Source organism: Actinophytocola sp. (genome assembly GCF_049647105.1).
In the GTDB taxonomy this organism is placed as follows: Bacteria; Actinomycetota; Actinomycetes; order Mycobacteriales; family Pseudonocardiaceae; genus Actinophytocola.
Genome location: NZ_JBARWZ010000250.1, coordinates 1 through 3,204 on the forward strand (window position 1 = coordinate 1; position 3,204 = coordinate 3,204).

The following is a 3,204-nucleotide window of genomic DNA, read 5'->3' on the forward strand; positions in this document are numbered from 1 at the left end:
GCGCCGGACACCAGCCACGGCAGGACGGCGGGCCGCACCGACGTCTCGGAGACCGGCGCGGGGGCGGGTTCGGGGGCCTGTTCGACGATGACGTGCGCGTTGGTGCCGCTGACCCCGAACGCCGACACGGCGGCGCGGCGCGGGCGGCCCGTCGCCGGCCACGGCCGCTCCTCGGTCAGCAGCGACACCGCGCCGGACGCCCAGTCCACGACCGGGGTCGGCTCGTCGACGTGGAGGGTGCGGGGCAGGACGCCGGTGCGCAGCGCGCCGATCACCTTGATCACCCCGGCGACACCGGCGGCGGCCTGGGTGTGGCCGATGTTCGACTTGACCGAGCCGAGCCACAGCGGCTCGTCCACCCGGTGCCTGCCGTAGGTGGCCAGTAGCGCCTGGGCCTCGATGGGGTCGCCGAGCCGGGTGCCGGTGCCGTGCGCCTCCACCATGTCCACATCGGACGGTGACAGCCGGGCGGTCTCCAGTGCCTGCTCGATCACCCGCTGCTGCGACGGCCCGTTCGGCGCGGTCAGCCCGCTGGACGCGCCGTCGGAGTTGACGGCGGAGCCGCGCAGGACGGCCAGGATCCGGCGGCCGCCCGCGATCGCGTCGGACAGGCGCTCCAGCAGGAGCACACCGGCGCCCTCGCCCCAGCCGGTGCCGTCGGCCGAGGCGGCGAAGGACTTGCAGCGGCCGTCTGCGGCCATGCCGTCGTCGAACTCGAACCCGGAGAACATCAGCGGGCTCGCCATGACGGTGACCCCGCCTGCCAGTGCGAGCGTGCACTCGCCGCGGCGCAGCGCCTGCGCGGCAAGGTGCATGGCGACCAGCGACGACGAGCAGGCCGTGTCGACGGTGAGCGCCGGGCCCTCGAGTCCGAGGGTGTACGCGACGCGGCCGGACAGGACGCTGCTCGCGTTGCTGGTGCTGACGTAGCCGTCGAACACCTCGGGCGCGGCGTCGAGGCTGGCGGCGTAGTCGCTGTACATCCAGCCCGCGAACACCCCGGTCCGGCTACCGCGCAGGGTTCTGGCGTCGATTCCGGCGCGTTCGACCGCCTCCCAGCAGATCTCCAGCAGCAGCCGCTGCTGGGGGTCCATGGCGGTGGCCTCACGGGGGGAGATGCCGAAGAAGTTCGCGTCGAAGTCGCCTGGCGCGTCGAGGAAACCACCCGCGGCGGTGCGGGTGCCGGTGAGCGCGGCGAGGTCCCAGCCTCGGTCGCCGGGGAAGCCGGTGAGCGCGTCGGTGCCGTCGGCGACGAGCCGCCACAGGTCCTCCGGTGCGCGCACCCCGCCGGGGTAGCGGCAGCCGATGCCGACGACGGCCACCGGCTCGGTGTCCCGGTCCTGCGCCGCCCGCAGTTTGCGGTTGGCCTCGCGCAACTCCGTCGTCGCCCGCTTGAGGTAACCGAGGAGCTTCTCGTCGTTCGCCATGGGTGGATCTCCTTCCGCACCGGTCAGGACTTCGAGAACTCCTGGTCCAGAAGCGTGTACAGGTCCTCGGCGGTGGCCGAGTCGAGGCTGTCGGGCACCTCGGCGTGCGCGGTGTGGTCTGTCGGGACGTCGGTCAGGTGGTCGAGCAGCGCACGGAGCCGGGTGGTGAGCGCGCCCCGGTCGGCCATGAGCTCCGCGCCGCCGGGCGTGACCCCGGCAAGGGCCCGTTCCAGCCGGGCCAGTTCGGCGAACGCGGCCGGTCCCGCACCGCCAGGGCGTGGTTCCAGGCCGGTGCGCAGGTGCCTGGCGAGCGCGTCGGGGGTGGGGTGGTCGAACACGGTGGTCGCCGGCAGCCGCAGACCGGTGCCTCTGGCGAGGCGGTTGCGCAGCTCGACCCCGGTCAGCGAGTCGAGACCGAGTTCGACGAAACCTCGGCGGGCGTCGACAAGGCCCGGGTTGCCGTAGCCGAGGACGATGGCGGTCTGGGTGCGCACCAGGTCCAGCAGGATGCGGCCGCGCTCGGTGTCCGGCGCGGCGGTCAGCTTGCGGCGCAACGCTTCCGCCGAGCCCGCCGCCGACGCGGCACCACCAGTGCTGACGAGCCCGCGCAGCAGCGGCGCCACCTCGGCGCCCCCCGCCCGCAGCGCCGCCGGGCTGAAACCCATGGGCACCACGAGCGCGCGGCCCGCGGTCAGCGCCTCGTCGAAGAGCCGTAGCCCGTCCTCGGTGGCCATGGGGATGAGGCCGTGGCGGGCGAGGCGGCGCAGGTCGGTGTCGGTGAGGTCGCCGGTCAGCGCCGACCGCTGCGCCCACGGCCCCCAGGCAAGGGACACGGCGGGGAGGCCGATGGCGGCGCGGTGCTGGGCGAGCGCGTCGACGTAGGTGTTGGCCGCGGCGTAGTTGCCCTGTCCCGCACCGCCGAGGACACCCGCGGCGGACGAGAACAGGGCGAAGATCTCCAGGTCGGCGTCCCTGGTCAGCTCGTGGAGGTTGAGGGCGCCCCGTGCCTTCGGGGTGAGCACGTGCCGCAGGCGGTCGGGGGTGAGGGCGGCGACGACGCCGTCGTCGAGCACGGCGGCGGTGTGGGCGACCGCGGTCAGCGGGTGCTCCGGCGGGATGGCCGCGAGGACACCGGCGATGGCGGCCCGGTCGGCGACGTCGCAGGCGACCACCGTGGCGTGCGCGCCAAGCTCGGTCAGTTCGGCGACGAGTTCGGTGGCGCCGGGGGCGGCGGGGCCGCTGCGGCTGGTGAGGACGAGTCGCCGGTAGCCGTGGGCAGCCACCAGGTGCTTCGCCAGTTCCGCACCGAGGGTGCCCGTCGCGCCGGTCACGAGCGCGGTCCCGGTGCGCGGCGTCGTGGTGACGGTCTGCCGTGCCAGGCGGACCAGCCGCGGGGCCAGCGGAACGCCTGCGCGGACGGCGATCTGCGGCTCGCCGTCGGCGCCCGCGGCGGCGATGGCGGCGGGCAGCGCGGTCAGCGATGCCGGGTCGTCGTCGACGTCGACCAGCAGGAACCGGCCGGGGTGCTCCGACTGCGCCGACCTGACCAGGCCGTGCACGGGGGCGTGGACCAGGTCGGGCACGGTGTCGCCGGGACGCGCGGCGACCGCGCCCCTGGTGACGACGACGAGCGTGCGTTCGTCGGGCGGCCAGCCCTGTACGAGGGCCAGCACCTCGGTCAGTGCGTCGGTCTGGCCGGTGAACTGGGCGATCACCACGTCGGCGTCCTGGCCGGTGGCGCCGATGCCGAGGGGGTCTGGGCCGTGCACGGCCCAGC

1 protein-coding gene and 1 pseudogene are annotated in these 3,204 nt (G+C 74.9%); both read right to left on the minus strand.

The genetic code is table 11. The features are described 5' to 3' along the window. Nucleotides 1-2,240: type I polyketide synthase (locus tag WBA97_RS29170; protein WP_424234162.1), on the minus strand; the 2,240-nt coding region annotated here is incomplete at its 3' end. A 53-nt stretch (nucleotides 2,241-2,293) separates the two neighbouring features. Continuing rightward, nucleotides 2,294-3,196: pseudogene (locus tag WBA97_RS29175) on the minus strand (beta-ketoacyl reductase); the annotation flags it as partial. Nucleotides 3,197-3,204 lie beyond the last annotated feature (8 nt).